General features: G+C 69.2%; 20 protein-coding genes and 1 pseudogene. 10 read left to right on the forward strand and 11 right to left on the reverse strand.

All coding sequences use genetic code 11. The features are described from left to right. Positions 1 to 5: 5 nt before the first annotated feature. The 3 genes from QLQ12_RS14050 to QLQ12_RS14060 all read right to left on the reverse strand — a co-directional run bounded on the left by QLQ12_RS14050 (position 6) and on the right by QLQ12_RS14060 (position 3,181). Positions 6 to 785, reverse strand: a complete 780-nt coding sequence (locus QLQ12_RS14050) for a S1 family peptidase (protein WP_282760060.1) — start codon at positions 783 to 785, stop codon at positions 6 to 8. 69 nt (positions 786 to 854) lie between these two features. Beyond that, entirely contained in the window at positions 855 to 1,544 is a 690-nt protein-coding gene (locus QLQ12_RS14055) for an aggregation-promoting factor C-terminal-like domain-containing protein (protein WP_282760061.1), read from the reverse strand. A gap of 224 nt (positions 1,545 to 1,768) precedes the next feature. Next, positions 1,769 to 3,181: a PhoH family protein gene (locus QLQ12_RS14060; RefSeq protein ID WP_282760063.1), complete on the reverse strand. Its 1,413-nt coding sequence runs from the start codon at positions 3,179 to 3,181 to the stop codon at positions 1,769 to 1,771. Between the two features lie 275 nt (positions 3,182 to 3,456). Between QLQ12_RS14060 and otsB the strand changes: the two genes are divergently transcribed. Next, entirely contained in the window at positions 3,457 to 4,263 is an 807-nt protein-coding gene (gene otsB, locus QLQ12_RS14065; protein ID WP_282760064.1) for a trehalose-phosphatase, read from the forward strand. A gap of 526 nt (positions 4,264 to 4,789) precedes the next feature. On the opposite strand, the gene QLQ12_RS14070 is transcribed toward otsB, so the two are convergent. Next, positions 4,790 to 5,560, reverse strand: a complete 771-nt coding sequence (locus QLQ12_RS14070; RefSeq protein ID WP_282760067.1) for an isoprenyl transferase — start codon at positions 5,558 to 5,560, stop codon at positions 4,790 to 4,792. Between the two features lie 188 nt (positions 5,561 to 5,748). Continuing rightward, on the reverse strand, positions 5,749 to 7,554 hold the full coding sequence (locus QLQ12_RS14075; RefSeq protein ID WP_282760069.1) for a phosphoenolpyruvate carboxykinase (GTP): 1,806 nt from the start codon (positions 7,552 to 7,554) through the stop codon (positions 5,749 to 5,751). A gap of 314 nt (positions 7,555 to 7,868) precedes the next feature. On the opposite strand from QLQ12_RS14075, the gene QLQ12_RS14080 reads away from it, so the two are divergent. The 3 genes from QLQ12_RS14080 to QLQ12_RS14090 are packed head-to-tail and all read left to right on the forward strand — an operon-like array spanning position 7,869 to position 9,820. Then, positions 7,869 to 8,633, forward strand: a complete 765-nt coding sequence (locus QLQ12_RS14080) for a sigma-70 family RNA polymerase sigma factor (protein ID WP_282760071.1) — start codon at positions 7,869 to 7,871, stop codon at positions 8,631 to 8,633. Between the two features lie 52 nt (positions 8,634 to 8,685). Then, complete coding sequence (locus QLQ12_RS14085) at positions 8,686 to 9,225, forward strand: GtrA family protein (protein ID WP_282760073.1); 540 nt, start codon at positions 8,686 to 8,688, stop codon at positions 9,223 to 9,225. A gap of 37 nt (positions 9,226 to 9,262) precedes the next feature. After that, positions 9,263 to 9,820, forward strand: a complete 558-nt coding sequence (locus QLQ12_RS14090; RefSeq protein WP_282760074.1) for a GtrA family protein — start codon at positions 9,263 to 9,265, stop codon at positions 9,818 to 9,820. Here the strand turns inward: QLQ12_RS14090 and QLQ12_RS14095 are convergent. Genes QLQ12_RS14095 through QLQ12_RS14105 form a run of 3 tightly spaced genes read right to left on the reverse strand, consistent with a single transcriptional unit; the run spans position 9,784 to position 12,106 of the window. Further along, positions 9,784 to 10,350, reverse strand: a complete 567-nt coding sequence (locus tag QLQ12_RS14095; protein ID WP_282760075.1) for a PH domain-containing protein — start codon at positions 10,348 to 10,350, stop codon at positions 9,784 to 9,786. The genes QLQ12_RS14090 and QLQ12_RS14095 overlap by 37 nt on opposite strands. 4 nt (positions 10,351 to 10,354) lie before the next feature. Next, positions 10,355 to 11,176: a biotin--[acetyl-CoA-carboxylase] ligase gene (locus QLQ12_RS14100; RefSeq protein ID WP_282760077.1), complete on the reverse strand. Its 822-nt coding sequence runs from the start codon at positions 11,174 to 11,176 to the stop codon at positions 10,355 to 10,357. Positions 11,177 to 11,185: 9 nt separating this feature from the next. After that, positions 11,186 to 12,106 (reverse strand): hypothetical protein, encoded by a 921-nt coding sequence (locus tag QLQ12_RS14105; RefSeq protein WP_282760078.1) that lies wholly within the window; start codon positions 12,104 to 12,106, stop codon positions 11,186 to 11,188. 146 nt (positions 12,107 to 12,252) lie between these two features. On the opposite strand from QLQ12_RS14105, the gene QLQ12_RS14110 reads away from it, so the two are divergent. After that, the gene (locus tag QLQ12_RS14110; RefSeq protein ID WP_282760079.1) at positions 12,253 to 13,824 is read left to right on the forward strand and encodes an acyl-CoA carboxylase subunit beta; all 1,572 of its coding nucleotides are present in this window, start codon (positions 12,253 to 12,255) and stop codon (positions 13,822 to 13,824) included. Between the two features lie 3 nt (positions 13,825 to 13,827). Here the strand turns inward: QLQ12_RS14110 and QLQ12_RS14115 are convergent, their stop codons facing one another. From QLQ12_RS14115 to QLQ12_RS14125, 3 genes and pseudogenes are all read right to left on the reverse strand, one after another. Beyond that, the gene (locus QLQ12_RS14115) at positions 13,828 to 14,571 is read right to left on the reverse strand and encodes a M50 family metallopeptidase (protein WP_282760080.1); all 744 of its coding nucleotides are present in this window, start codon (positions 14,569 to 14,571) and stop codon (positions 13,828 to 13,830) included. Positions 14,572 to 14,594: 23 nt separating this feature from the next. Further along, on the reverse strand, positions 14,595 to 14,813 hold the full coding sequence (locus QLQ12_RS14120; protein WP_282760082.1) for a hypothetical protein: 219 nt from the start codon (positions 14,811 to 14,813) through the stop codon (positions 14,595 to 14,597). A 1,714-nt stretch (positions 14,814 to 16,527) separates the two neighbouring features. Next, a pseudogene (locus tag QLQ12_RS14125) lies at positions 16,528 to 17,775 on the reverse strand (serine/threonine-protein kinase); the annotation flags it as partial. Positions 17,776 to 17,876: 101 nt separating this feature from the next. Between QLQ12_RS14125 and QLQ12_RS14130 the strand changes: the two are divergent. From QLQ12_RS14130 to QLQ12_RS14150, 5 genes are all read left to right on the forward strand, one after another. Beyond that, complete coding sequence (locus QLQ12_RS14130) at positions 17,877 to 18,074, forward strand: acyl-CoA carboxylase subunit epsilon (RefSeq protein ID WP_282760084.1); 198 nt, start codon at positions 17,877 to 17,879, stop codon at positions 18,072 to 18,074. Between the two features lie 85 nt (positions 18,075 to 18,159). Then, a complete protein-coding gene (locus tag QLQ12_RS14135; RefSeq protein WP_282760085.1) occupies positions 18,160 to 18,594 on the forward strand; it encodes a hypothetical protein in 435 nt (144 codons plus the stop codon). Next, positions 18,594 to 19,925, forward strand: coding sequence for a hypothetical protein (locus QLQ12_RS14140; RefSeq protein WP_282760086.1), 1,332 nt, complete (start codon positions 18,594 to 18,596; stop codon positions 19,923 to 19,925). The genes QLQ12_RS14135 and QLQ12_RS14140 overlap by 1 nt, the downstream gene beginning before the upstream one ends. Beyond that, positions 19,926 to 21,098 (forward strand): S8 family serine peptidase, encoded by a 1,173-nt coding sequence (locus QLQ12_RS14145; protein WP_282760087.1) that lies wholly within the window; start codon positions 19,926 to 19,928, stop codon positions 21,096 to 21,098. A gap of 478 nt (positions 21,099 to 21,576) precedes the next feature. Continuing rightward, the gene (locus tag QLQ12_RS14150) at positions 21,577 to 22,191 is read left to right on the forward strand and encodes a Maf family protein (protein WP_282760089.1); all 615 of its coding nucleotides are present in this window, start codon (positions 21,577 to 21,579) and stop codon (positions 22,189 to 22,191) included. Positions 22,192 to 22,285: the final 94 nt, after the last annotated feature.

Consider the following 22,285-nt stretch of genomic DNA (forward strand, 5'->3'; position numbering starts at 1 on the left):
GACGATCAGCTCAGACGGCGAACGGCATCCTGGATGTCGGTACGAAACTTGGATATTTGTGTGTATACCCCGAAATAGCCGTCCCGCGCGCAGCCCAGCCCCCAGCTGACGATGCCGACCTGCACCCACCGCCCGGCCCGGTCCCGGCGGACCATCGGGCCGCCGGAGTCGCCCTGGCAGGTGTCGACGCCGTGGCGGCCCGCGCAGATCGACTCGTCGCGGACCAGTTCCACGCCGGCCGCGCGGTAGGCGGCGGCGCACTCCTCGTCCGGGATGGTGGGCACGGCCGCGTAGTGCAGGCGGCGCTCCTGTTGCGGCGCGGCCTCCCGGGTCTGGCCCCAGCCCATCACGGTGAACGTGCCCTCGTCGACGTCGTCAGGAGTCAGCGGCAGGGTGGGCAGCGACAGCTCGCGCTCCAGGCGGACGACGGCCCAGTCGTCGCCTTCGGTCTCGGTCACGAAGTCCGGGGACCGGTGGACCTCGACCGAGGCGACGGCGATCGCGGTGCGGGAGTCGAGGTCGGGGTCGCCGGCGGTGACGGTGATCCGGTCGTTGGGGCCGGTCGGCCCGACACAGTGCCCGGCGGTGAGGACCACCCGGGGGGCGACCAGGGTGCCGCCACAGCCCATCGACAGCCGGACCACCCAGGGGAACCGCCCGGAGCCGGCGATCTTGCCGCCGACCACTTCGAGCGCCGGTGGCCGCCCGGGCTCGGCCCGGGCGGGCAGGTCACCCGCTCCCGCGAGAACGAGAACCGCGAGACCTAATGCGACTTTCCGGACCATGTGGACATTTGATCACAGCAAAAACGGGGCCGCGCGGATCGCCGCGCAGCCCCGCTCAGAGGTTTCGGGTCAGTACCAGCCGACGTTCTGCGAGTGACCCCAGGCGCCACACGGAGTCTTGTAACGGCCCTCGATGTAGCCGAGGCCCCACTTGATCTGGGTGGCCGGGTTGGTCTTCCAGTCCGAGCCCGCCGACGCCATCTTGCTGCCCGGGAGGGACTGTGGGATCCCGTACGCCCCGGAGCTGCGGTTGGTGGCCTTGTAGTTCCAGCCACTCTCCTTCTTCCACAGCTTGTCCAGGCACGGGAACTGGTCGAGCTTGAAGCCGGCGTCGAGCATGAGCGCGCACCCGATCTTGCGGCTGCCGTTGTACTCGTTGCAGGAGGACGGAATGTCGCCGGTGAAGACGACCGGACCGGCGGCTTTCTCGGTCTTCTTGGCCTCTTCGGCCTTCTTCGCCTCGATGACCTTCTTCTCCAGCGCCCGCGCTTTGGAAGCGGCGACCTGAACCTCGGTCGCGGCCTTGGCGGCGGCGGCCTCCTCGGCGACCACACGGTGCGCCCGCGCGGCGGCGTGGTCGGCCTGACGGTCCTTCAACAGCTGCATCTCGTCCTGGTTCGCCTGGACGATCATCTGAGCTTGGGCGCCCTGCTGCTGGATGTCCCGGTTCTGCCCGAGGTAAACACCGCCGGTCAATCCCGCCACGAGCAGGCCGACCGATGCCGCACGAACTCCGAGCCGGCTCCAGAGCCGCTTCACGAAGAATCCCTTCGTCGGGGGCAAGAAGCGGCGCACGTGAACGGATCAGGGTGCGCCGCGAGCACTGCGACCCGATGGGGATCGCCGGGGGGTGCCCGCGGAACACCATGGCGCAAGGTGAAGTGGATGTGAAACGCCAGAGCGGAGTTGTGACTTTAGTCACGAGACTTTTTGGAGAATTCCGGCACGAATACCCCGCTCCGGCGCTACGCAAAGCGACTACCTCACAGGGGGATCTCCTCGAGCAGGTCGGTGACCACCTCAGCGATCGGCGACCGCTCGGACCGCGTGAGGGTCACGTGCGCGAAGATCGGGTGACCTTTCAGCGCCTCGATCACCGCCGTGACCCCGTCGTGCCGGCCGACCCGCAGGTTGTCCCGCTGGGCGACGTCGTGGGTCAGCACCACCCGCGAGTTCTGCCCGATCCGAGACAGGACGGTGAGCAGGACGTTGCGTTCCAGCGACTGCGCCTCGTCGACGATCACGAACGCGTCGTGCAGGCTCCGGCCGCGGATGTGGGTCAGCGGCAGCACCTCCAGCATGCCGCGGGCCATGACCTCATCGACCACGTTGGCGTGCGCCACCGAGCCGAGCGTGTCGAAGACCGCCTGCGCCCAGGGCGACATCTTCTCCGACTCGCTGCCGGGCAGATAGCCGAGCTCCTGACCGCCGACCGCGTAGAGCGGGCGGAACACGACCACCTTCTTGTGGCGGTTGCGCTCCATGGTCGCCTCCAGGCCCGCGCAGAGCGCCAGCGCCGACTTGCCGGTGCCGGCCCGGCCGCCCAGCGAGACGATGCCGATCTGCTCGTCGAGCAGGATGTCCAGCGCCACCCGCTGCTCGGCCGACCGGCCCCGCAGCCCGAACGCGTCCCGGTCGCCGCGGACCAGCTTGAGCGTCTTGTCCGGGTTGACCCGGGCCAGCGCCGACCCACGCGGCGAGTGGATCACCAGACCGGTGTGGCAGGGCAGGTTCTCCGCCTCCTCGACGTCCAGCTCCTCACCGGCGTAGAGCGAGCCCACCTGCTCCTCGGTCAGCTCCAGGTCGGCCATGCCGGTCCAGGTGGGGTCGCTGGCCTGGCCGTGCCGGTACTCGTCGGCGGTGAGGCCCACCGAGGCGGCCTTGACCCGCAACGGCATGTCCTTGCTGACCAGAGTGACCTCGCGGCCCTCGGCGGCCAGACCCAGCGCCACCGAGAGGATCCGGGTGTCGTTGGAGTCGTTCCGGAAACCCTGCGGGAGCACGCTCTGATCGGCGTGGTTCAGCTCCACCCGCAGCGTGCCGCCCTCGTCGTTGCAGAGCACCGGCTGGTCCAGGCGCCCGAACTTGATCCGCAGCTCGTCGAGCATGCGCAACGACTGCCGCGCGAACCAGCCCAGCTCGGGGTGGTGACGTTTTCCCTCCAGCTCGGAGATGACCACCAGCGGCACGATCACTTCGTGGTCGGTGAACCGGCGGAACGCCGCCGGGTCGGACAGCAGGACCGAAGTGTCCAGGACGAAGACCCTGCCGGCCGGGGCGGGTTCCGCGTCGGCGTGCCGGTCACGGGTCTTACGGCGCCCCGTCGTGGCACGGCTGCTGGAGACCTTGTCGGCCGGGTTCTGGTCGACCCCGGCATCGGTACGGCGAGATGTCACAGGCCTGCTCCAGCGGGCGTGCAACCCGGTCCGCCCGCGGTCCGCCACCTCCGGTCGCCGGCCCTCTGCACGGAGTCGGATTGCGGTCCCCGTGGCGCAGTCGTCGCAGGTCCGGGCCGACCGGCTGGCCCAGGATGACCCCGCGCCATGACTCAAACGCTAGCGGTCAACTACGTCCCGCGGTAGTGCGCAAATTCGGGCACCGGAGGGTGACGCTCGACCCACGCGAAATCGTCACGCTTAAAAGACGACCATCCGCGGGTAGTCTGGCTGGCGTGGCAGAGAGCGAACGTCCGACACACCCGCTGACCACCGACGAGGCGTGGGCGTTCACCGCTTCACGTGCCTCAGCGACCACGTTCTTCTTCGACTTCGACGGTGTCCTGTCGCCCGTCACCGACGACCCGGACGCCTCCCAGCCGGTGCCTTCCGTCCTGGGCGTGCTGGCCCGTCTGGCCGAGTCGGTCGCCCGTGTGGCGATCGTCTCAGCCCGTCCGGTCAGCTTCCTGCGGTCCCGCTTCGAGACGCTCGACAACGTCGATCTGTTCGGCCTCTACGGCCTCGAGGTCTGGCACGACGGCCAGGTCGTCACCGAGCCCGCCGCCCTCGACTTCGTGCCCGCCATGGCCGACCTCGCCGAGCGGGCCCGCACCGAGCTGCCCGCCGAGATCCTGGTGGAATACAAGCGGCTCTCCGTCGCCCTGCACTACCGCACCGCTCCCGAGCACGTCCGCGCCGTCGAGCGGTGGGCGCACGAGCAGGCCGAGCGCCTGGGCCTGCGCATCCAGAACGGCCGCATGGTCGTCGAACTCAAACCCCCTGTCGACCAGGACAAGGGCATGGTCATCACCGAGGGCGTCCGCAACGCCGGCTGCGCCTGGTACTTCGGCGACGACATGTCCGACATCAAGGCCTTCGACGCGCTGCGCGCCCGCGAGGCCGTCGACCCCCGCTTCTTCGGCATGGCGGTCGCGGTCGCCAACCCCGAGACGGGCGCCGAGGTGTCCAGCGCCGCCGACCTCACCCTCGAGTCGCCGGACGCGGTCGCCGCCTTCCTCACCGAGGGCCTGCGGCGCTTCTGACCCCTTTGTTGTACGGGGTGGGCACAGTCTCGTGACTGCCCCGTGACGTCCCTGCCGGTCCGGGCCACAGCGCGTCTCTCGCGCAAGTCCGCTGGTCACCGGCGGGTCGTCACGCTCTCCCGGGCCGCCGACGGTGAAACGCCTCCCAGTCGCAGCCGCCCGGGCCAACGCCCATCCCGGGCCAACGCCCACCCCGGGCCAACGCCCACCCCGGGCCAACGCCCACCCCGGGCCAACGTCCGCGCCCGGCCAACGCCCGCCCCCGGCCAACGTCCGCGCCCCGACGAACGTCGGCGGGTGCGGGGGCAGCGGGTATGGGCGGCGGGCGGGTGCGTGGGCGGCAGGCCGCGAGCGGTGGATGGTGTGAGGTCTTGGAAGGCGCTGCCCGAAAGGGGCGCCGGGGCCCCGGCCCGCGCGGACGTCGCGAGGGAGCCACGGGAGTCCGACTGGCCGTACCGGAAAGGGGTTGGAGAGGCCGCAGCGGACCGTGACGGAGGCTGGGTCTGGCTGCTCGGGGCCGGGTGGGTCAGGCGCCGTAACGGCGCTGGCGGTTCGCGTAGGAGCGCAGGGCTCGCAGGAAGTCGATGCGGCGGAAGTCGGGCCAGTTCGCGTCGTGGAAGTAGAACTCCGAATGCGCCGACTGCCACAGCAGGAAACCGGACAGGCGCTGCTCGCCGCTGGTGCGGATGACCAGGTCGGGGTCGGGCTGGCCACGGGTGTAGAGGTGCTCGGCGATGTGCTCGACGTCGAGGATCTCGGCCAGTTCCTCGATCGTGCCGCCGGTGGCCGCGTGCTCGTAGAGCAGTGAACGGACCGCGTCGGTGATCTCACGGCGGCCGCCGTAGCCGACGGCCATGTTGACCTCGACGCCCTCACCGCGGTCGCGGGTCTTCTCCTGGGCGGCTTTGAGGGTGGCCGCGGTGGCCGCGGGCAGGATGTCCAGGGCGCCGACCATGCGCAGACGCCAGGGGTTGCCCTCTTCGGCCAGCTCGGTGGCCAGATCCTCGATGATCTTCACCAGCGGGTCCAGCTCGGCGGCCGGGCGGCGCAGGTTGTCGGTGGCCAGCAGGTAGAGCGTCACATGCTCGATGCCGGCGTTGTCACACCAGGTCAGCAGGTCCTTGACGCGGGTGGCGCCGACACGGTGGCCGTCGTTGGGGTCGACGAACCCCATCTCGCGGGCCCACCGCCGGTTGCCGTCACACATCACCCCGATGTGTTTGGGCACGGGTTTGCCGGCCAGCTTCCCCGCCAGCCGCCGCTCATAAAAGGTGTAGACCAGAGAACGCACGCTCATCACCCCAAAGCGTAGCCACCCCCGCCGCAGGCTCAAGCCGGGGCGGCCCGCCGTGGAACTATCCGCGTCACGATGCGCCCGATCGTGCGAGCGCACACCTCGGCCGACCAGCCGGTTCGCACCGGAAGTACCGCCGGCGACCGCCGACCGGCCGGTCCCCGCCGGAAGCGACGGGGACCGGGCCGGGATCAGGCGTCGGCGAGACGGGCGCGCAGCGCGTCGAGTTCGGCCCAGAGCACGGCCGGCAGCTTGTCACCGAACTTGTTGAACCACTCGGTGATCTGCGGGATCTCGGCCCGCCACTCCTCCGGGTCGACCCGCAGCACCGCCGCCAGGTCGGCCGGGTCGATGTCGAGGCCGGTCACGTCCAGCGACTCGGGGGTGGGGACGTGGCCGATCGGCGTCTCGATCGCGTCGGCCTTGCCGTCGAGCCGCTCGACGACCCACTTGAGGACGCGGCTGTTCTCCCCGAAGCCGGGCCACAGGAAGCCGCCGTCGTCACCGCGGCGGAACCAGTTCACGTAGAAGACCTTGGGCAGCTTGGCGGCGTCGCCGGACGCGCCCTTGGCCATGTCGATCCAGTGCTGGAAGTAGTCGCCGGCGTGGTAGCCGATGAACGGCAGCATCGCCATCGGGTCGCGGCGCACGACGCCGACCTGGCCGACCGCGGCCGCGGTGGTCTCGGACGACAGGGTGGCACCGAGGTAGACCCCGTGCACCCAGTCGCGGGCCTCGCTGACCAGCGGGATGGTGGTCTTGCGGCGGCCACCGAACAGGATCGCGTCGATCGGCACGCCACGCGGGTCGTGGTACTCGTCGGCGAGGATCGGGCACTGCTCGATGGGCGTGCAGAACCGGCTGTTGGGGTGGCTGGACGGGGTGTCCGAGCCGGGCGTCCAGTCGTTGCCCTTCCAGTCGGTGAGGTGCGCGGGCGGCTCGCCCATGCCCTCCCACCAGATGTCGCCGTCGTCGGTGAGCGCCACGTTGGTGAAGACCGAGTTGCCCTTGGCCAGGGTGCGCATGGCGTTCGGGTTGGTGTGGAAGTCGGTGCCGGGGGCGACGCCGAAGAGCCCGAACTCGGGGTTGGTGGCCCAGAGCCGGCCGTCCTCGCCGAAGCGCATCCAGGCGATGTCGTCGCCGACGGTCTCGACCTTCCAGCCCGGCAGGGTGGGCTCGAGCATGGCGAGGTTGGTCTTGCCGCAGGCCGACGGGAAGGCGCCGGCGATGTAGCGGACCACGCCCTCGGGCGAGGTGAGCTTCATGATCAGCATGTGCTCGGCGAGCCAGCCCTCGTCGCGGGCCGCCACGCTGGCGATCCGCAGCGCGTAGCACTTCTTGCCGAGCAGCGAGTTGCCGCCGTAACCGGAGCCGAACGACCAGATCTCGCGAGTCTCCGGGAAGTGCGAGATGTACTTGGTCTCGTTGCACGGCCACGCGACGTCGGCCTGCCCCGGCTCCAGCGGCGCGCCGATCGAGTGCAGCGCCGGCACGAAGTCGGCGTCGTCACCCATCGCCTTCAGGACCCCGGCCCCCATCCGGGTCATGATGCGCATGCTCGACACGACATACGGGCTGTCGGTCAGCTCGACGCCGAACATCGGCTCCGGCGCGTCGAGCGGGCCCATGCAGAACGGGACGACGTACATCGTCCGGCCCTTCATGCACCCCCGGTACAGCCCGGTCATGAGCTGCTTCATCTCGGCCGGGTCCATCCAGTTGTTGGTGGGACCGGCGTCGGCCTCGTCGACCGAGCAGATGAAGGTGCGCTCCTCGACGCGCGCCACATCGGACGGATCGGTGCGCGCCCAGAACGAGTTCGGTTTCTTCTTGTCGTCGAGGCGGACGAGGGCGCCCGCTTCCACGAGCTCGTCGGTCAGACGGGTCCACTCGGCCTCGGAACCGTCACACCAGACGATGCGGTCGGGCGTGGTCAGGGCGGCGACCTCGTCGATCCACGCGAGCAACCGCGGGTGCGAGGTAGGGGGCTGAGTCAAGGTGAAGCTCCTTCGGTCGGCACTGACCTATGACTGACCCGCCGGAAGAATTCCGGCCGTGTCATGGGGAGTCACGTCAGCGTAAGCCCGAGAAAGCATTCAGTTCATCGGTTGCATCTGTGGACAACCGCACAATCCATGGTTGGTTTGCGCGTAGACGAGCGATTCTTCGCCGCAAAGCGCAACAGTGCGCAGCGCCGCCTCTTCGAGGCCGAGCCACACCGTCGCTCTCGACAACTTTCACAAAAAGGACTTAACCCCTTAGACTTCCGCGTAATCGGGCTTTCCTCGCAGTTCCGGCCACAGGAGGCGGAATGACGATCCCGGGCAACGACGCGGACACGGACACCGGCCTCCTCGCCGCCGTCCGAGCCGGCGACACCGCCGCGTACGGAACGCTCTACGAGCGGCACCACGTGGCAGCCCGCAAGTTCGCCTTCGGTCTCGTCCACGATCCCGCCGACGTCGACGACCTGGTGGCCGAGACCTTCGCCAAGGTGTTCGCGACACTGCGCGCCGGGCGGGGGCCGCTGGTCGCGTTCCGGGCCTACCTGCACACCACCATGCGGCACCTGCGCTATCAGCGGGCCCGGCGGGACCGCCGGCTGGAGTTCACCGACGACCTGACCCGGTACGACGCCGGCGAGCCCTTCACCGACCCCGCCCTGGACCGGCTGGAGCGCAGTTTCGCCGCCGCCGCGTTCCGGCAACTCCCCGAGCGCTGGCGGGACGTGCTGTGGCAGACCGAGGTGGAGGGCAGCACCCCCGCCGAGCTCGCCCCACGGATGGGCCTGACCCCGAACGCCGTGGCGGTTCTGGCACACCGCGCGCGTGAGGGGCTACGCAGCCTCTATCTACAGCAGCACGTGGCCGCCGCCGAGCACCCGGAGTGCCGCTGGGCCGGCGAGCGCCTCGGCGGCCAGGTGCGTGGCCGGCTCGCGCCGCGCGACGCCCACCGGATGGGCACCCATCTCGGGTGGTGCTCGGACTGCCGCAACCGGCTCGCCGAGATCCGCGAAGTCGACGGTTTTCGTCACGCTCCGTATCGCCAGCGTCACCATGTCGAGACCTCCGGTTAAGACCCGGCAACGAGGACAGCGATAGGTGACCAGCCCCGGTACCCTCGGATCCGTGCCCCCGAAACCCCCGCAGACAAATACTCTGCGCACCCGAATCGCGGGACTCGTCCGCGAGTTGGGAAAGTTCGGAATCGTCGGCGGCGTCGCCTTCACCGTCGACTTCGCGCTCTTCAGCGCCCTGCTCTGGGCCGACCTGGAGACGCTGACCGCCAAGTCGCTCTCCACCGTCGTCGCGACCACCATCGCGTTCCTGGGAAACCGGTTCTGGACCTGGCGTGACGGCGAGCACACCAACATGGCCCGGCAGTACACGACCTTCTTCGTACTGAATCTGATCGGCCTGGGTATCGCCCTGGCGTGTCTCTCGATCAGCCACTACGGCCTGGGCGCGGTCTGGCCGGTGATGCAGAGCCGGGTGGCCGACGTCATCGCCGGTATGGGCGTGGGCACCGCGCTGGGTACCATGTTCCGCTTCTGGTCCTACCGCCGCTTCGTCTTCCGGGTCACCGACGCCCCGGCCGCCAGCGACCCGGCGGAAACCGAGCCCCCTCGAACCGGAAGTATGACGACACCGTCGTCCTCCTCCCAGTGACTCGGCGTAATCGCCCCCGTTCCCGTAAGGTTGCCCAATGCCCTCAGCCAGCCCGCTGACGGAACGCCTCCGCCGGCTCGCCCCCGAAGCCTTCGCCTTCGGCATCATCGGCGCCGGCAACACGTTGCTCTATCTCGCGATCTACACGGTCGCCATGCCGATCGGCGCGGTCAAGTCGAGCGTGCTCGCGACGGTCATCACGACCACGCTGGCGTACGTGGCGAACCGGTACTGGACCTACCGGCACCACACCCGCAGCGCCCTGCGCCGGGAGTACGTCCTGTTCTTCGGGTTCAACCTGGTCGGCATGGTCATCCAGTCCGGCATGACCTACCTCGGCAAGTACGGTTTCGGTTTCAGCGAGACCGATGACAAGTGGCAGCTGCTGTTCGTCACGACCATCGGCATCGGCATCGCCACCATCTTCCGCTTCTGGGCGTACCGGACGTTCGTCTTCCTCAAGCCGCCGGTCGACGGGCACGAGGCCGCGATCACCGACCTCGACGCGACCGCCGGGTTCGCCGAGCTCAGCGCGGTCGACACCCCGGGCAGTGTGGCTCACCTGGACCTGCGACCGGAACTCGACCCGCGCTGACGAGGCCGGTCCGCCGGCTCCTCAGCTTCCGCCTCCTCCTCGTCGGCCGGGGCCAGCTCGATCAGCTCGTAGAGGGTGCTCTGCACCAGCTGCGCGGCGGGCACCCCGGCCAGCACCGCGCTCTGGTCACCGATCGAGTCGATGGTGAGCGTCCCGCTGCCGAGGATCCGGTCCAGCAGCGACTGGGTCACCGTGTGGTCGTTGATCCGGTTGAGCGGCAGGTCGCGCCGCTCCCGGGTGAGGATGCCCCACTGCATCAGCAGGCGCTCACCGGTCAGCACGTACTCGGTGCAGCGCCACCGCAGCAGTGGATGCGCCCCGTAACGGGCGCCGTAGTAGAGCATGATCGCCGCGACCATCAGCAGCCCGATCCGGCCACCCTCGGTGGGCGGCAGCATCACCCAGCCCATGATCAGACCGGCCGCGGCCAACAGCAGCACCAGGCTCGGGGCCACCGCCGCCTTCCAATGCGGACGCAGATGGAGGACGATCTCCTCCTCGTCCGCGAGCACATCCTCCGGGAACGCCACGCGGTCAGCGTACGTGCACGACATCCCCCGCTGAGACCCGAAAATCCGCACCTTCCTCCGTACGGAGCACCAACTGCCCGTCGGAGTCCACGCTGACCGCCTCTCCGGTCTGCTCCGCGCCCCCAGGCAGAAGCACCCGGACCTGACGGCCGATGGTCGCGCAGTGCCGCTGGTACGCGGCGAGCAGCCCGCACATCTCGGCGTCACCCCCGGCGTCGCGCCAGCCGCCGTACCACCGCTCCAGGCCGCGCAGCAGTGCCCGCAGCAGCGGGTCCCGGTCGGTGTTCGCGGCGCCGGCCACGCGCAGCGAGGTGGCCGGCACGCCGGTCGTCTCCGGCAGTTCCTCGGCCCGGGTGCTAACGTTCAGGCCGACGCCGATCACCACCGCGTCGCCGGACACCTCGGCCAGGATCCCGGCGCACTTGCGGTCGGCGACCAGCAGGTCGTTGGGCCATTTCAGGGCGGCCTCGACGCCGGACACCCGGGTCACCGCCTCGGCCAGCGCCACCCCGGTGAGCAGCGGCAGCCAGCCGTAGGACGACGTGGGCACCGACGCGCCGGGCCGCAGCAGCACGCTGAGGGTGAGACCGGCCCGGGGCGGCGACACCCACTGCCGGTCCCGCCGGCCACGGCCGGCGGTCTGGCTCTCGGCCACCACCACGAGCCCTTCCGGATCGCCTGCCACGGCGGCCGACGTGGCGTCCGCGTTGGTCGACGCGGTCTCGGCCCGCACGTCGACCCGGGACCAGAACCCGCCCGGTACGACCAGCGCACGGGTCAGCGCCCGTGCGGACAGTGGCGGCCGGTCGAGATCGGTGTAACCCATCCCGGCAGCTTAGTGTGGGCCGGCCGAGTGCTTGCTGATGTAGGGGGCCGGCCGGGGCCGGGGACTCGGGCGGGTTCCGGCGTCCTGCTCCTCGTGGTCGGACTGGACGTCGCGCTCGCTCCAGGACCGGGGCAGCCGCACCCGACGGCCCTCCCGCGGTGGCCATTCCGGGGCCGGGCCGACCGGTTCGGCGGGCACCGGGGCCAGATCGAAACCGGTCGCCGGCTCGTAGTCGGGCACCGGCGGGAGCGGGTCGAGCTCCGGCGGGTTGTAGAGGTCGTCGGGCACCGGGGTCCAGTAGTCGCCGGAGGGCGGCCGGTCGTCGACGTCGGAGTACCGGGGCCAGTCCCAGTCGGGGACGAGCTTGTCGGAGTCCAGGGTGCTGTAGCGCCCGGCGTACCCTCCGGGGCTCTCGATGTCGCGCCGCGCCCAGGCGACCCCGTCCGGTTCCGGCTCTCTGCGGCGTCGCCGCGGCGGCCAGGAGCCGTCCTCCAGGTAACCGTCCTCGTACCCGCCGCGGTCCTCGTCGTCGTACGCGGTCCCCACCTCGGCGACGATCTCGTCCTCACCCGGGTCGTAGTCGTCGAAGCCGTTGCGCCGCAGGTCGCCGTCGTCCTCGTCGGCCAGTCCGATCGACGCCAGTCCGCTCGGGCCGCCCTCGCCCTGAACCGGCCGGCCGCTGAAGGCGGCGGCCAGCTTCCGCCGTCGCGGCGCTGTGGGCTCCCCACCCGCGACCGCGACCGCGTCCACCGTGGCGCGAGGTCCGGGAGTGGACCTCACGCCGGTGTCCGAGCGTCGGCGGCGAGCGGATGAGCCGGCACGGTTCGCCCGACGAGCGCCGCCACCGAAGAGCACGGCGCGGAAGCTGATCAGTGTGGCGAGGCCGCCTGCGATGAAGGCGAGCCCGGCCGCGGTCATCCAGTTCGTCACGCCGGTTGTAACGAATGGGGCATTGGGTATGAAACGCGCACGTAGCGACGCCCTGCCTGTGCGACACCACCCCGGTTACGATGCTGGGCGTTGCCTTAACGAGCGATAGGCCGTGCTCCGGCCGCCTCGAGAGCGTGGAGACCTTCGTGACAACGCAGCCCGACATCCACACCACCGCCGGCAAGCTCGCCGACCTCGCCCGCCGCACCGACGAGGCCGTGCACGCGGGGTCCGCACGCGCCATCGAGAAACAGCACGCCCGCGGCAAGAAGACCGCCCGCGAGCGCATCGAGCTCCTGCTCGACAAGGGCTCCTTCGTCGAGCTCGACGAGCTGGCCCGGCACCGCTCCACCGCCTTCGGCCTGGAGAAGAACCGGCCGTACGGCGACGGCGTGGTCACCGGCCACGGCACCGTCGACGGCCGCCAGGTCTGCGTCTTCTCCCAGGACTTCACCGTCTTCGGCGGCTCACTCGGTGAGGTCTTCGGCGAGAAGATCGTCAAAGTGCTCGACCTGGCCATGAAGATCGGCTGCCCGATCATCGGGATCAACGACTCCGGCGGCGCCCGCATCCAGGAGGGCGTGGTCGCGCTCGGCCTCTACGCCGACATCTTCTTCCGCAACGTCCGCGCCAGCGGCGTGATCCCGCAGATCTCGCTGATCATGGGCCCGTGCGCGGGCGGCGCGGTCTACTCCCCCGCGATCACCGACTTCACCGTCATGGTCGACCAGACCTCGCACATGTTCATCACCGGCCCCGACGTGATCAAGACGGTCACCGGTGAAGAGGTCGGCATGGAGGAACTGGGCGGCGCCCGCACCCACAACACCCGCAGCGGCAACGCCCACTACCTGGCCAGCGACGAGGAGGACGCGATCGAGTACGTCCGCGCCCTCCTGTCCTACCTGCCCAGCAACAACCTGGACGAGCCGGTCGTCTTCTCCGCCGAGGCCGATCTCGACGTTCTCGAAGCCGACCAGGCGCTTGACACCCTCATCCCCGACTCACCGAACCAGCCGTACGACATCAAGAAGGTCGTCGAGACGGTCGTCGACGAGTTCCTCGAAGTCCAGCCGCTCTACGCGCAGAACATCGTCGTCGGCTTCGGACGCGTCGAGGGACGGCCGGTCGGAGTGGTCGCCAACCAGCCGATGAGCCTCGCCGGAACCCTCGACATCGCCGCCTCGGAGAAGGCCGCCCGCTTCGTGCGCACATGTGACGCGTTCAACATCCCGGTGCTGACCTTCGTGGACGTGCCCGGCTTCCTGCCCGGCACCGGGCAGGAATGGGACGGCATCATCCGGCGCGGGGCGAAACTCATCTACGCGTACGCCGAGGCCACCGTCCCGAAGGTCACCGTCATCACCCGCAAGGCGTATGGCGGGGCGTACGACGTGATGGGCTCGAAGCACATCGGTGCCGACGTCAACTTCGCCTGGCCGACCGCCCAGATCGCGGTGATGGGCGCCCAGGGCGCGGTCAACATCCTCCACCGGGCGGAACTCGCCGCCGCCGACGACCAGGTCGAGCGGCGGGCCGAACTCATCCGGGAGTACGAGGACACGCTGGCGAACCCGTACATCGCCGCGGAACGCGGCTATGTGGACGCCGTCATCCCGCCCTCGCAGACCCGCGCCCAGGTGACCCGGGCACTGCGGATGCTCCGCACCAAGCGCGAGAGCCTGCCCCCGAAGAAGCACGGCAACATCCCGCTGTAGGCGTCACACCGCCGCGGACAACTCGGACAGCCACTGGCCGGCGAGCAGGAAGGCGCCGGCCACCACGGCGATCAGATTGACGACGAGGAAGACGCCGACCCAGAAGAGCGCGGGCAGGTGGGTCAGCCGCGCGAGCTGGTCGGCGTCCGAATCGCGCATCCGGCCATGGCTGCGCAGACTCTGCAGCTCGAAGACCGGGCGGACACCGCCGAAGAGCAGGAACCACACTCCGGCGTACGCGAAGACGGCCTGCGTCTCGGGTTCCGCGTACCAGGAGACGGCGAACACGATCGCGCCCGTGACCACGAGCGAGACCACTCCGAAGAGGTTCCTGATGTTGATCAGCATGAGCAGCAGGAGCGCCACCGCCAGCCAGAGCAGCAGCGTGATCCGGTTGCCGCCGAGCAGCCACGCGCCCAGCACACCCACCAGCGACGGCGCGATGTAACCGCCGAGCAGGGTGAGGATCATGCCGAGGCCGGTCGGACGGCCGGCCGAGAGCGTGAGACCGGACGTGTCGAACTCGAGACGGATGCCCCGCAGCCTGCGCCCCGTCAACAGGGCGATCAGGGCATGCCCGCCCTCATGGGCGATGGTGACGGCGTTACGGGCCACCCGCCACACCGGGCGGATCGCCACCGCGAGGAACCCGGCCACCGCCGTGAGCAGCACCAGCATCCCGGGCGGGTCGGGCTGAGCACCCAGCAGCTGGTCCCAGAGGTCAGTCACACCGTCGATCGACAACACGCCGGGGACTGTAGCCGATCCGGCTATGCGCGTCGCCTCACGACCGCCTCGGCGGGCTCGGATTCACGGCGGCCGAGCGAACGGGCCGCGTACACCCCGCCGGCGCCGACCAGCGCGAAAGCGAGCAGGACCAGCATCAACGTGAGCAGACCGGTGGACGCCACGATGATCGCGACGTCAGCCGCCGCCACCAGCATCCACAATGCGACAGTGGGCTTACCGCCGTGCCGTCGGCAGTTCATGATGCACCTCCATCCGTGACTCTGGATAACTACCCAGCCGTCTCGATCTCACGCATGGAGGCGCCGCCGACCGCTATCGAGGTGAGAACCCCCGGTAGATCACTTCCAGGTCCTTCTTCGCCGCGTCCCAGTCATCGACCTCGGTGTACCAGGTCAGCACATAGGTCTTGTCGCCGACATTGAAGACCCGCCGCACCACGTGCTGCTGGTAGCCGCCGCCCGTGGAGCGGAGGTACTCCAGGTCGGCCGCCGGGCCGTGGAACTCGACCCGGGTGGGGCCGATCCGCCCGGAGCCGCGGGCGGTCTGGTCATCGTTGAGGTATTCGACCGGGTCGTTCTTGCCGCTCACGATGTCGATGCGGATCTGCCGGCCTTCGCCCCATTCGATGGTCGTCCCGGTGCCACCGCCGCCGGAGTTGCTCGCGTTCTCCGGGACCGGCAGGCTGTAGCCGGAGCCCTTGAAGGAGCGCCAACCAGCCGGAATCCCACCACCGGCGGACGGCGCGGACGAGGCGGACATGGACGGCTTGGCCGTCGGGCTCTGCGCCGGCGACCCGGTCTTCTTCGGGCCCTCGTTGCCGCCGCCCGACTGCGCCGGAGCGGAGGCGCCGGACCCGGCCTTCGTCACATCCGGGTTCTTCGGCGTGTCGGAACCGAACGCCTGCACCAGGATGATGCCGACGAGCAGCAGGAACGTCAGCACGATGCCGAGGCCGATCACGGCCTGGCGACGGGTCAGGGTGGTCCCGAGGATGGTGATCCCACCGCTACGGCGTTCCACCGGGCGCATCTGCATCGGCGTCCACGCCGGGCGGCTCGGCCTGGTGAAACCCGGCTCGGTCTCGAGTTCGCCGGAGCCCCGGGGATCCGGTCCGGGCACCTGGATCGTGCGGCGTCGCCTCGGCGGCAGGTTCACCACGGACGTCTTGTCGTCGTCGGCCGCGGCGGCCAGCAGAGTGGTCTTCTCCTCCGGCGGCGCGGGCCTGGCCAGCAGCGACGTCTTCTCCTCGGCCGGCGCGGGCCGAGCCAGCAGCGAGGTCTTCTCGTCCGTGTGCGGCGCCGGCACGGGCCTCGGCGGCTGCGCCGGGAGGGCCACCACCGAGGTCTTGTCCTCGGTCGTGGACGGTCCGGCGTCGTCCGCCGGGGCTTCCGGCTCCGGCTCGTCCGCGGGGGCATCCGCCCCGGAACCGGTGGCCTCATCGGTGTCCTCGTCGCCGGGCGTGTCGGCGGGCTGGTCAGCGGCGGGCGCCTCGGCCTCGGCCTCGGCGGGCTCCGGCTTCTCCGACGGCTCGTCCGCTGTCGGCTCGCTCTCCGCCGGCTCGTTCTCCACCGGCGGTTTGCTCTCCACCGGCTTGCCCTGCGCTGTCTCGGCCTCCGCCGGCTTGCTCTCCACCGGCTCGGCGGAGGGCATCACCGTGGCGGCCTGCGCCTCCGGCTCCGGCTTCACGGCAGCGGGTGGCATCACCGTCGTGGCCTGTGCCTCCGGCTTCGGCTCCGGCTTCGCGGCAGCGGGTGGCGTCACCGTGGTGGGCTGCGCCTCGGCCACCTCCGGCTGGGCCGGGGCGTTGCGCGGGGTCACGACCGGGTAGCCGGACGTGGCCTGGGCCAGAGAGTGCTCGTGCTCGGCCGCGGCCTTCTTGGTCCGGTTCGCGACCACGTCGGCGGCGGTGAAACCGGTGCGCAACGCGTTCGTCGGGGCGGCGCTGTTCACCACCGGCGAGGGAACGTCCACACCGGCCGGGACGGGCGGCACGACGCCTCGGATCCGGTCACCCCGTGGTGCTGTGGGGGGCGCCTGACCCGTACCAGAAGAGGGTTTGATCTCGTCTTTGACCGGCGGCGTGTCGAGCCGCGTCGCGTCGAGGGGTTTGCGGCCGCGTCGCGGCGTCTCCGGCGGGGGCTGCTGGCCGCTGACCTGGGCCTTGCCCGGCACGTAGTGCGGTGGGCGGCCGTCGGGGACCGGCGGCTGGCCGGTGACCGGCGGACGCGGATTGGGCACCACCGGCGCCGAACCGGTGGCGGCGACCCACCCGGAACCGGGCAGGACCGGCGGACCACCGGGGCCGCTGGGCAGCGACGGCCGCTCCCGGCCGACGCCCGGCCGGCGCATGGTCGGGCTCATCGGGAAGGTGATCTTGGAGCGGCGCCCGGTGGCGCGCGCCAGCAGGCGCTCGGCCTCCTCCGCGTTGATGCGGTGGGCGGGATCCTTGCGCAGCAACCCGTTGAGCACGGGCTTGAGCGGCCCCGCATTACGCGCCACCGGCACGTTCTCGGTAGCCAGCGCGGCCAGCGTGGCGATCGCCGACGGGCGCGCGAACGGCGACTGACCCTCGACCGCCGCGTAGAGGGTGGCGCCGAGCGACCAGAGATCGGCCGCCGGGCCGGCCGTGCCGTCACGGGCCCGCTCCGGAGCGATGTAGGCCGGGGAACCCAGCACCAGACCGGTCCGGGTCACGTTGGGGTCGCCCGGCACCGTGGCCAGGCCGAAGTCGGTGAGCACCACACGGCCGTCCGTGCCGAGCAGGACGTTGCCCGGCTTGACGTCACGGTGGACCACGCCGTTGCGATGGGCGGCCCGCAACGCGTTGAGCACACCCAGGCCGATCTCGGCCGTGCGCAGCGCGTTGAACGGCCCGTCCTGCGCCAGGATGTCCTGGAGAGACCGGGACGCGACGTACTCCATCACGATCCACGGGTCGGCGTCGGTGGAGAGCACGTCGAAGACGCGCACCACGTTGATGTTGTTGAGCCGGGCGATGGCGCGCGCCTCGCGAAGGGAGCGCTCACGCATCTCCTGCCGCTCGCCCGGGGTCAGCCCCGGCGGCGGCACGAGTTCCTTGATCGCTACTTCTCGGTGCAGGACGACATCGGTCGCCCGCCAGACACGTCCCATCCCGCCCTGACCGAGCGGCGCGATGAGCCGGTACCGATCAGCGACAACGAGAGGGGGAGAAGAAGACATCACGCAGAAAATACCTGGTTCTGTCGAGTGGCCGCGAATTGATCAGCCGAGTGTGGGACACGTGTCACCAGATCTCCGGGCACCCGTCGTACGCTCGGTTGATGAATGGGGAACCACTGGTCAGCGTCGTACGGGGAAGCCTAGACGATCATGAGATGGCAGCGTTGGTCGCCATCCTGGCATCTCGATCCACTTCGGTCAATTCCCCCACGCCGCCGCAACCCGTCTCAGACTGGTTGCGATCATCACGGCCCTCGGCAGGGCCCCGGAGCTGGCGAACCTCAGCCCTACCAGCCTGACCCCGTCCACAGGGGGCGGTGACGCGGGCGGGGATTCGCTAACCTCTCAGAGTCATTCGTTGGGCGTCGATGGGAGGAGGGCCCGGTGATTCCTGAGGAGGACCTCGGTCCGGCATGGCTGCGTGATTACCAATACACCGACTTCGGCAGCATCGAAGCGGACATCCAGGCCATGAAGCAGTTCGCGGCCCGGCTGACGGCCAGCATCGAGCACAGCTACGCGCCCCACGCCGTCACGGTGAGCGAGACGATGATCAATCGCCTCCCCGACGCGCCACTCGGCTTCTACGACCTCCACATCTTCCTCTACGCGCACGATCAGGTCCAGATCGCGACCCAGCAGAACGTGTACGGCTACATCAACAACACGTACCGGTTCGCCAGCGCCGCCGACCAGATCAGCGAGAAGTACCAGGGCGCCGACGCCTTCTCCCGCGCCAAGATCGCAGACGTGCATGCCACCCTCGGCGTCACCGTCCCCGGCGTCGACGCCGCGGGCAACAGCACCGGAGAGGTCTGATGGGCCAGTACGACGGCGGCGGCACCAGCGGCAACAGCTGGGTGGCATCCTCGGTCACCGAGATGTTCGAGATGCTGCAGAGCCACGACAGCGGCCCGCAGAGGCAGATGTCCGCCGCGTGGAAGAAATCCTACGAACTGCTTTTCACTCACCTGAGCCAAGTCCGGGAGTACCGGGACAACCTCGCCGCCGCCTGGCCGCCGGAGAAGAACAAGGCCGCGGCCGCCTACGTGGATGAACTCAACGGCCTCATCGCCAGCCTCGAGGAGACCTACGCAGCCGCGGTCTCCAACCATCGCGCGCTCGCCACCGCGACCGACGCGATCGACGAGGCGCGGGAGAAGCTCCGAACCATCCAGACGGACTACGCGGCGAATCAGACCGCTCTCGAGAAGTACCAGGAACAGCTACGGAACCGGCCGGTGGTGGCGAAAGGGGTCGCGCCGGTGCCGCAGTCACCGGTCGCTGATGGCCGGCAGGCCCAGCTGGAACAGGAAGCCAGAGTGGTCATGGCGTCGCTGAGCGCCGAGCTGGCCACCGCCCAAACCTCCTTCGTAGCCCCAAAGCCCTACACCCCGCAGTGGAGAATCAACGACGGCGAGTCGTTCGATCCTGGCGGTCCAGGCGGAGTGCCTTCCACGATGGCACCAACATTCACGCCGCGGCCCGTCAACCCGGCCATGAATTCGCGGTCAAATATTTCCCGCCCGGGTGCCAAGACATCAACAGCAAGCCCGATTAAGGGACGGCTCGATCAGCCGATTTCTTCTAAGCCTTCCCCCTCTGAAGGTCCAATCCTCGGCGGCACGAAGCCCATTCCCGGTCCGCCGACTACCGGACTCCCCATAACGCCTACCACAATCACGCCGAGCCCTACATCTCCCGACCCGTACACCAACTTAAACAACTTCTCGCCGACCGGCGGCCCGTCTTCGTCAACCGCACTCCCCCGGTCGCCGACAACGAGCAACCCCTCGATCGGCACCTTCCCGCCAGCGACGGGAGTCCGGGGCGGCTCAGTTCCGCACGGAGGAATCAATGGAGGGGTAATCGGCGGCACTCCTCCGCTCGGCATGCCCCCGTCCGGCCGAGCAGGTCAATCTGGGCCCCTGAGTCGAGGAACCCAAAGGGTAAATCCGATTGGCGGCATGATCGGGCTGGATGGAGTCAGCCGTCCAGGGCAGCGCGCGTCATCGCGGAGTGACGAGGAATCACAGTCTCGCCGGTGGGATCCAGACAACCCCTGGGAGACAGAAATCGGCATGGATCCTGTTCTTCTCCCATCTCAGGAACAACGAATTGATCCCGGCCCCACCATTGGCGGCCGTTAGGTGAGACCCCACAAGAGAGCCGCAGCTTTCTCAAGCATCATCATCGCCGCCGTAGCCATCACCATCTACCCGAGTTGCCCGGCCTACGCCGATAAGGTCAGGGAAACGCAATGGCATGTGGGCTACCTGCAACTCGCACAGGCACATCGCATTACTAAGGGCGCCGGAGTTACCGTTGCTGTAGCCGATACCGGAGTTTATCCCCACAAGGACCTAGCTAAGAATTTAAAGAAGGGGATCGACACAGTTCCAGGCGGGAACGGCACAGGCCAGCTAGACGAGAATGGCCATGGGACACAGATGGCCGGCTTGATAGCTGGCCACGGCCGAAATACCGATGATGGCATAATCGGTATTGCCCCTAGCGCGAACTTGGTTCCAATAAAGTCCGCAGGCGCGATAGACCGCGGACCGGGCCTTGAGCCAGGGATAAAGTGGGCGGCGGAGTCAGGGGCAGACGTGATCAACGTTTCGGCTGCCACAATCGCTTCCAGGGCCATGAACGAAGCAATTGCCGCAGCGATTCGCGCAGATGCCGTAGTCGTAGCGGGGTCCGGCAATAAATCCAAGAACCTAACGTTCGGATTTCCCGCCGCAATACCTGAGGTCCTCGCCGTAGGCGCCATTGACAGAAATGGAAAGGTTGCCGACTTCTCTGTCACCGGAAGCAAGGTAGGAATATGCGCCCCGGGGGAGGATATCGTTTCAGCTGATCGCAATGATCAGTACTACAAAGGAAGCGGCACCTCAAATTCTACAGCCATTGTTTCGGGGGCAGCCGCTCTGGTGCGGGCTAAGTTTCCTGAGCTTTCTGCGCCCGAAGTCATTCATCGGCTGACCGCTACTGCTACCGATAATGGGCCGCCTGGCCGGGATGACGAGTGCGGTTACGGGGTGCTCAACATTGTCAAAGCGCTGACCGCCGACGTGCCGCCGCTCAATGCTCCGGGGGGCACAGGCTCTGCCGCGCCGACCGTGAGCTCGTCTCCGGCGGGTTCTTCGGCTCCTGCCGGGACGGGATCGTCTGTGGATGCCGCGCCCCCTTCGGAGCCGTCCAGTTCCAATCTGCCCGCCATCGCCGGGATCGGGGGCGCGGTCCTCGCTGTCGGGGCGATTCTGGCTCTGCTGATTCGCAGGCAGCGGCGCTCCTCTCCACAAGCGCCACCCTCCTGAGGCGGAGGTCTCGGCACACCCAGGAACAGGACATGGATTCCAGCCGACCGCAAGCGGCGAACCAAACAAGGCCCGGCCAGACCTCAGCTCGCCAGGACTGCGGCTGACCGGGACCGCGGCCGACCCGAGAGCGACCGGCCAGACCCCAGCTGGCCCAAGTGCGACCGGCCGGACCGCGGCTGACCAGACCACGGCTGACCAGACCACGGCTGACCAGACCACGGCTGACCAGACCACGGCTGGCCGGAGGGCTGGCCGGACCACGGCTGGCCGGAGGGCTGGCCGGACCACGGCTGGCCGGAGTGCGACCGGCCCGAGTGCGGCCAGGCGGAACCGGGGCCGGTGCAACTGGCTGTCTTCTGGACGGCAAGCTTCTGGACGGCGAGCGGATCGCGGGCCAGGCCGCCGGGTAGATCGGGGGTGAAACACGCCGGTCGGTCACGGTTTTACATCGGTGGGGCTTGTAGGGTCGATTGTCGTGCAGACCGACATCGCGTACCGCTTGATTCTCGCCTCGGCCAGCCCCGCCCGGCGGGCGCTGCTCACCGGGGCCGGGATCGACGCCGAGGTCATCGTCAGCGGCGTGGATGAGAGCGTCGTCGACACCGAGGACGCGTACACGACCAGCCTTGCCCTGGCTCGGATGAAAGCGCGGACGGTGGCGGCGGCGCTGCCTGCCGATCCGGGGGCGCTGGTGCTCGGCTGCGACTCGGTGCTGGCTTTCGAGGGTGAGGTCTTCGGTAAGCCGGCCAACGCTGACGAGGCAGTCAAACGCTGGATGGCGATGCGTGGCAGGTCGGGTGTGCTGCACACCGGGCATCACCTGACCGGGCTGGTCAGCGGGCTGCAGGCGGAGGCGGTCGGCACCACCACGGTCCATTTCGCCGATGTCACCGACGCTGAGATCGAAGCCTATGTGGCGTCCGGGGAGCCGCTTCAGGTGGCTGGGGCGTTCACACTGGACGGGCGTGGCGGTGCGTTCGTGGAGCGCATCGAGGGCGATCCGGGCAATGTGATCGGCCTGTCTCTGCCGCTGCTGCGCCAACTGCTCGCCGACATGAACATCCCGATCACCACCCTGTGGCGCCGCTGACCCGCCGGCCCACCGGCCCACCGAAGCACCGAAGCACCGAAGCACCGAAGCACCGAAGCACCGGTCGAGCGGAGCACCACTGCCGGAGCGGGCG

Source organism: Actinoplanes sandaracinus (genome assembly GCF_030009775.1).
Taxonomy (GTDB): domain Bacteria; phylum Actinomycetota; class Actinomycetes; order Mycobacteriales; family Micromonosporaceae; genus Actinoplanes; species Actinoplanes sandaracinus.

Excerpts from the sequence above, each read along its gene's own strand:
- QLQ12_RS14080 (WP_282760071.1), top strand. The coding sequence starts at position 7,869 with ATGACGATCCCGGGCAACGACGCGGACACGGACACCGGCCTCCTCGCC.
- QLQ12_RS14120 (WP_282760082.1), bottom strand. The coding sequence starts at position 14,813 with ATGAACTGCCGACGGCACGGCGGTAAGCCCACTGTCGCATTGTGGATG.
- QLQ12_RS14050 (WP_282760060.1), bottom strand. The coding sequence starts at position 785 with ATGGTCCGGAAAGTCGCATTAGGTCTCGCGGTTCTCGTTCTCGCGGGA.
- QLQ12_RS14140 (WP_282760086.1), top strand. The coding sequence starts at position 18,594 with ATGGGCCAGTACGACGGCGGCGGCACCAGCGGCAACAGCTGGGTGGCA.
- QLQ12_RS14090 (WP_282760074.1), top strand. The coding sequence starts at position 9,263 with ATGCCCTCAGCCAGCCCGCTGACGGAACGCCTCCGCCGGCTCGCCCCC.
- QLQ12_RS14130 (WP_282760084.1), top strand. The coding sequence starts at position 17,877 with ATGAATGGGGAACCACTGGTCAGCGTCGTACGGGGAAGCCTAGACGAT.
- QLQ12_RS14070 (WP_282760067.1), bottom strand. The coding sequence starts at position 5,560 with ATGAGCGTGCGTTCTCTGGTCTACACCTTTTATGAGCGGCGGCTGGCG.
- QLQ12_RS14100 (WP_282760077.1), bottom strand. The coding sequence starts at position 11,176 with ATGGGTTACACCGATCTCGACCGGCCGCCACTGTCCGCACGGGCGCTG.